Source organism: Cupriavidus sp. L7L (genome assembly GCF_004353535.1).
In the GTDB taxonomy this organism is placed as follows: Bacteria; Pseudomonadota; Gammaproteobacteria; order Burkholderiales; family Burkholderiaceae; genus Cupriavidus; species Cupriavidus oxalaticus_A.
On the sequence record NZ_SMNY01000176.1, the window covers coordinates 1 to 5,663 of the forward strand.

Below are 5,663 nucleotides of genomic sequence, written 5' to 3' on the forward strand. Positions count from 1 at the left end.
ACATCACGAAGATCTCGAAGAACCGTCTACGAGCCTCTCGGTCGCATGGCGAGGCATTCAACACGGGGGTACTAGCTCAGCCTATTGCCAACCGACTCATCGACAGTAGCCGCCGCAGCAGCGATTTCCCAGCCGTCATGAAGCGCATTGGCATCGAAGGCATGGATGAGACCAGGCAACAAGTCGAAGAAAGTGCATTCAAGCTGAATCTCACGATGGTCCTGATCATGGGTGTTGTCGTCGGCTATCTCATCCTCGGCACGATGCGCACCGGGCAGGATCTGTCCAGTGCAATGAAGGGGCAACTCAATCACCAGCAGTATCGCCGCTAAGCGGAAAACGAACTTTCCAACGACAAGGAGCAATCTCATGAATCAATCGCGCAACATCCGCAAGAACAAGGTCAGCATCATTCGCAAGCAGCAGGGCGGCTTCACCCTGTTGGAACTGATGATTGCCGCAGTGCTGCTGGCCCTTGGTATCGCTGGCATCTACAAGGGTGTCACCGATTACATGTCCAACGACCGCGCAAACCGGGAGATGAAAGAGCTGCCAACCATCATCACGGCAATCCAGCAGAAGTATGCACAGCGGCAGAACTACGCCGGAGCGACGACGGCAGGCCTTATCAACCTCGGCGTATTCCCGCAATCGTGGGTCAGCGGCGCTACGTTGCAGAACCGGTGGGGCGGCACCGTTACCGTCGGTACTGCGACTCTGGTGTCGGCGAACGACGCTCTGACGCTTACCTTCACACAAATGCCCCAAGCGGAGTGTGCCGACGTTATTCCGGGCATTGAGCAGAGCGTGCGCGTCGTCACGGTGGGAGGCACGTCGGTGAAGGCAAACAACGCCCAAACCGACATGACGGCGCTTGGCACTGCCTGCGCTGCAGGTGGCGTGGCAAACACCGTCGTGTACACCATCGGCAAGGCGTAAGCGGCGGCGAAGAATCGGAATAGGAGGAACGGACGGTGATGAACGGCGATACCCCCATGGATGACATGCTGTGGCTGGAGGCAGCTAGCTTTCGCGACTGGCATGTGGATCTCGATGACATCGAAAAGACTGTGGTGTTTCGTCCCTCGCGGGATGGTGAGGCAACGGCGCAGTCCATCCCGTCCCGGGTCCCTCAATCGATGTTCCCGGTGCGTGATGCAATCTCGCGGGTGCTCAAGGAGAAGGTCGGCGATAGCTCGGTCAAGAGCTTGTCCTTCCTGGTCGGCCCGCTTTTCTTTCGAGGGGAGCGGATTCGGCCAGGTCGATACGCACTGCGACTGTCGCCTAAGGTTGTCCAGAACCTCGGCGAGCTAAAGCTCGGTCCGGAGGCTTCGCAGCTGCTTCTGGACGAGAGCTTTCGTAAAGGCGGTCTGATCCTGGTTGCCGGAGATACCGGGTCCGGAAAGACGACGACGGCCTATGCGACGGTCAAGGAGCGGCTGGCCCGCTACGGTGGCTACTGCCTGACCGTCGAAAGCCCGGTCGAGAAGGAGTTGGAGGGCTTCCATGGCGACGGCTACTGCGAGCAGGTGGACGCGACGAACACTGGCTTCAAGTCCGAGGTCGCCAGCGCGATGCGCAAATTTCCGGCAGAAACGCGCTCGATGTTCTTCTTTGGTGAGGTTCTCGATGAAGAAGCGGCAGCCGAATTGGCTCGTCTGATTGGGCGCGGCCATCTCGTCATCACCACCATTCATTCGGCCACGATGGAACAGGCCATCGAGATGCTGATCGCATTTGCTGAGCGGGGTGGCGAAACTTACGCCCGCAGCCTCATTGGACAGAATCTGCGCGCTGTGGTCCATCAGAAGCTGGAGAACCAAAGGGCGACGGTGCGATGCCTCCGAATCACGCAGGACGTGGCGAACATCATTTCGGATCCCTCGGCTGATCTCAAGACGCTCGCTACGGCAATCGATCACCAGCGCCGGCAGGCAAGCACTCAACTGCTTGGACGGGCCGCATTTCAATCTCAAATGCGCCCGTGAGGGACAACTATGCATCCCAATAGACTGCACCGTCGTTCGAGATCCCGTCAAGGGCAGGGTGGCTTCACGATTGTCGAGATGCTCATCGCGTCGACGTTGCTGGCAATTGGCTTGTCCGCAGGCTTGTGGGCGGCGCGCCAAGAGGCGCTGGCTGATGCATTCCGTGCTCAAGGCCAGACCCTCAAGGCCATCGGCAATGCGGCTGGCAATGAGTACATCCTCCGCTACTACAACGAGCTGCAGAAGGCCGCTCCGAGCATACCAGGCGTGGCGGACCCATATCAGCCCACGATGACCGAGTTGAAGGCGCTTGGTCTTCCGATTCAGAACTTCGCTGACACGGGCTGGACCAACCTGCCATATCGCTTCCGCTTCCAGCGCGTGCCTGCCGGCTGCACGCCTCCAGCCTGCGACGTGAACGGTCTGGTCTACCTGGCTGGGGCGCTGACGGATCCCGCGACGGGTGGTGTGTATGGTCGAGGCCTCGGCGAGGCGATCACGGCGATTGGCGGAGATGGCGGCTTCTCCGATGATCTCAGTCCCGGCACGATCTCAGGCTTCGGTGGTCAGTGGAACCAGACAAATCCGATGGCCGCCCAGGTAGGGACGTTGGCAATGCAGGTCGGCTACGCGACGCTGGGCTGGCAACAGTTCCTCCGCCGTGATGGCTCGCTGCCGATGACGGGAACGCTCAACATGCGAGATACGGCGGGTACGCGTCACGATATCGCGAACGTCAATGCTCTCGATGCCCAGTCCGCCAGCCTTCCTGGTTCCAGCAATGCGAACAGTATGCGTGTTGGTAGCACCTACTTTTATGGCGACACGCAGAACACGGCAGTTCGTTCCCAGCCTGGAGGCGGATTTTACGTTCAGGACGTGAACGGCAACGCCGCGGATATCAAATCCTCCCGGGATATCTTCACGCGGGACGTGTATGCGAACACCACGCAGGCAAACGAAAGCTATGTAAATGGGTGGTTCCGCGCGCGAAATGACGGGGGCATGTATTGGGAGAAGTGGGGCGGTGGCTGGTATATGAGCGACCCCAGTTGGATTCGCGCGTATAACGGTAAGAACATCTGGACCCCGGGCACACTTCAAGCAGATGGCAGCGTCAATTCTGCCTATGTATCCTCATGGGGTGGAATGAACTCGACGGGGCGCTTGCGCACGGGAGAGTATCTGCAAATCGATGGATGGGCAGGGGAGGGCGGAGGCTGCGGCCCTAACGGGTTGCTTGGTCAAGACGGAAGCGGCAGACTTCTTGCCTGTCAATCTGGTGTGTGGCGGGCGACAAGCGGTATCTCCCAGCCCTTTACTGTTGGCGGCAGTGGAACATGTAGCTGGGATGCTGCCATTGCGCAGTGCCCTGCTGGCGCCAAATTGCTCGGCGGAGGGTATCAACTTACTTGGTATAGCGGAAGCACATTCAGCCACGCCCCTGATCAATCGTATCCGGACGCCGGCAACAATCGATGGGTAGTCGGCGGATCGGGAACCAACTCTTGCTTTCAAGCGTTCGCAAGCTGCGCATACTAAGGTGTACCGTGGCCGGAGCTTGCTTGTGCTGTTAAGTATTTGAACCAGCCGCCGTTGTTAACGAGGACCGCACGGAGCAAAAGCCGAGCGGTTCCCTTCTTCTTTGCAACTGGCGCGCAGCGCCAACGTGGTGCCCAAGTTCCGAAGTATGTCGTTCCTAGTGTATCTAGCCTTGCTACTTAGCAAGCGCCTCTCTGCTGAGCGTGCCTGTCAGTTCTACAATTCCGCCTGGCTATCGCGCAGTCATCGTTACCGCATTCTGCGGCGAGCATTCCCGGGGGTGCATGCAAAGTCCACCATTGCCCGACCATTTCACGCAGGACGCGAAGGCAATTTCCATTTTGGCTACCGTAGCTTCATGAATGCCGGCTGCCTTGTCCTCAATGGCGCGGACGTGCACATCGGTGAGCATGTGCTCGTTGGTCCAGGCGTCAAGTTCTGCACGGATACCCATCATGTCGATCCCTATTTGAGACGAGCAAGCCCGCGGGCCTTCAGCAAGCCAATTGCGGTGGGAAATCATGCATGGATCGGAGCGGGCGCAGTGATCTGCCCTGGCGTTGTCATCGGCGACCATGCCATCGTTGCGGCAGGCTCTGTCGTAACGCGGGACGTCGCGGCATTCACAATGGTCGCCGGCAGTCCTGCCGTCCAAAAACGGGCATGGGAACCCGACGAGTCGAGCAAGCAGCAGCGATCTGCAGAGCTAAGTCTTGCGACGCCCGCCCCGGATGGATGCCTCCTAACTTGAAAGCAATGGTGCCCACCCGCAGTCGCGGGCGATGAAGCACTCCTTGTCTGGGAAAAGCCACGCAAGACGAGCCATGCCTCAACATATTTTCTTGCCCAATAGGACAGGAATCTAGCGCGATACGGCGCACTGCCGACGAAATCCATTGCCTGACAGGAAAACCAGAGACAGCAACCCCTGGAAAGCGCCTTGAAGCGCCCGGTAAAATACGTATCATTACGACGATACGCAACCAACTTGAGCAGCACCATGCACCAACGAGCGACGGCTTTCGCCGTCCTTGCAGAGCTTCCGCATTGGCATGACATCGCTGGCCGTTTCCCGTCATGGGCGGCCACGGTCGAGTGTCAGCATGGTCCTGACTCGCTTCTTCAGGCGGCTACTGAAGTCAGTCGCCTATCTCATCTCGAGATTGCTGTCCTTGCAAAGGAGTTGAACAACATCCCGCATCAGGGTCGCACTGGCCGCGAGATCTGCGCCGAAAAGTTACTTCTGACTACGCCCGAGCGCGTTACCGTCGCAGGACATCAGGAGTGGACGCAAGGCGAGAAAGAAAATGCATTTAACCGCCTGAGCGCAATTCACGCACCAGGCCTTGAGCTGCAAGCGTCTCGGCCATCGGCCATTCCCGGTCTTCGATTTGGCGGCAGTGCGATAGGCCGGCTGCCTGGTGAGGGTGTGGTGCTGATCGCCCGGACTGGCCTACACGGCTATGAGCAAGCGATCCAGTTGCACGTTGATGCTCTGATTGCCAGCGAAGCGGGGGTGCAGGATCAGCCGGCTCTTCGCAGTGGACGCTGAGGGCCAGGCCACGGAAGTCAGGCTGAGCCAGAAAATGCTGGCGGAGATCCGCCGCGTACACGACCACTACTGGCATTCGCATATCTCGCTCAACCAGCTGCCGAAGGAAACGAAGCAGGAACTGCAGGCACTGGCTGACCGCGCCGCCTTCCTCAAATTGCTAGGCGACGCTGCATACGCCGAATTCAAGGCCATAGAACCGGAGCTGCGGACCCATCTCGCAGAGAAGCGCCTCCGCAATGCAAGCCTTCAATTGCGTGCTTTGACCGTAGAAGCCTCCGAAGCAGGCGATCTGCGGTTCCTGATCGCGCGTAGCCCACAGATATCCCACCTTCGAGACGAGCTGCGTCAAGACGTCAAGCAGCTCCTCGATACCCACTTGCCTTCGGTGAAGTCCATCCGCGACGTGCCCGAGGCAAAGCTACTTCCGGCAACGGAAATCACCCGAAAGCCTGCACGCAAGCCGGCTTCTCTTTAACTCGCAAACAGGAGCAGGAAAATGTCCCTTCTCAATTCGTTCCAAGAGCAAACCGGTGCGCGTCGGCAGCTGCCTCCCACGGAGAATTTCTCCATGGAGGTCC

The 5,663-nt window shown here is 58.9% G+C and carries 8 protein-coding genes; 7 read left to right on the forward strand and 1 reads right to left on the reverse strand.

Features of this window, described 5'->3' with window-relative positions:
• The 4 genes from E1J61_RS36920 to pilV form a co-directional block, all read left to right on the forward strand.
• A partial coding sequence (locus E1J61_RS36920; RefSeq protein ID WP_165971639.1) for a type II secretion system F family protein occupies window positions 1-332 on the forward strand: 332 nt, incomplete at its 5' end.
• Between the two features lie 37 nt (window positions 333-369).
• Window positions 370-939: a type 4 pilus major pilin gene (locus E1J61_RS36925; RefSeq protein ID WP_133098661.1), complete on the forward strand. Its 570-nt coding sequence runs from the start codon at window positions 370-372 to the stop codon at window positions 937-939.
• A gap of 38 nt (window positions 940-977) precedes the next feature.
• The gene (locus tag E1J61_RS36930) at window positions 978-1,988 is read left to right on the forward strand and encodes an ATPase, T2SS/T4P/T4SS family (protein WP_133098662.1); all 1,011 of its coding nucleotides are present in this window, start codon (window positions 978-980) and stop codon (window positions 1,986-1,988) included.
• Between the two features lie 9 nt (window positions 1,989-1,997).
• Window positions 1,998-3,530: a shufflon system plasmid conjugative transfer pilus tip adhesin PilV gene (gene pilV / locus E1J61_RS36935; RefSeq protein ID WP_133098666.1), complete on the forward strand. Its 1,533-nt coding sequence runs from the start codon at window positions 1,998-2,000 to the stop codon at window positions 3,528-3,530.
• Between the two features lie 232 nt (window positions 3,531-3,762).
• On the opposite strand, the gene E1J61_RS38595 is transcribed toward pilV, so the two are convergent.
• Window positions 3,763-4,107 carry a hypothetical protein gene (locus tag E1J61_RS38595; RefSeq protein WP_243737138.1) on the reverse strand — a complete coding sequence of 115 codons (345 nt, stop codon included), beginning with the start codon at window positions 4,105-4,107 and terminating at the stop codon, window positions 3,763-3,765.
• On the opposite strand from E1J61_RS38595, the gene E1J61_RS39045 reads away from it, so the two are divergent.
• The 3 genes from E1J61_RS39045 to E1J61_RS36950 all read left to right on the forward strand — a co-directional run bounded on the left by E1J61_RS39045 (window position 4,075) and on the right by E1J61_RS36950 (window position 5,560).
• Window positions 4,075-4,281 (forward strand): hypothetical protein, encoded by a 207-nt coding sequence (locus tag E1J61_RS39045; protein ID WP_371705042.1) that lies wholly within the window; start codon window positions 4,075-4,077, stop codon window positions 4,279-4,281. The genes E1J61_RS38595 and E1J61_RS39045 overlap by 33 nt on opposite strands.
• A 189-nt stretch (window positions 4,282-4,470) precedes the next feature.
• Window positions 4,471-5,082 carry a hypothetical protein gene (locus E1J61_RS36945; RefSeq protein ID WP_133098664.1) on the forward strand — a complete coding sequence of 204 codons (612 nt, stop codon included), beginning with the start codon at window positions 4,471-4,473 and terminating at the stop codon, window positions 5,080-5,082.
• Between the two features lie 34 nt (window positions 5,083-5,116).
• On the forward strand, window positions 5,117-5,560 hold the full coding sequence (locus E1J61_RS36950; RefSeq protein ID WP_133098665.1) for a hypothetical protein: 444 nt from the start codon (window positions 5,117-5,119) through the stop codon (window positions 5,558-5,560).
• Window positions 5,561-5,663 lie beyond the last annotated feature (103 nt).

Coding starts and splice junctions, on each gene's coding strand:
- E1J61_RS36925 (WP_133098661.1), top strand. CDS start 370: ATGAATCAATCGCGCAACATCCGCAAGAACAAGGTCAGCATCATTCGC.
- E1J61_RS36930 (WP_133098662.1), top strand. CDS start 978: ATGAACGGCGATACCCCCATGGATGACATGCTGTGGCTGGAGGCAGCT.
- pilV (WP_133098666.1), top strand. CDS start 1,998: ATGCATCCCAATAGACTGCACCGTCGTTCGAGATCCCGTCAAGGGCAG.
- E1J61_RS38595 (WP_243737138.1), bottom strand. CDS start 4,107: ATGGTCGCCGATGACAACGCCAGGGCAGATCACTGCGCCCGCTCCGAT.
- E1J61_RS36950 (WP_133098665.1), top strand. CDS start 5,117: ATGCTGGCGGAGATCCGCCGCGTACACGACCACTACTGGCATTCGCAT.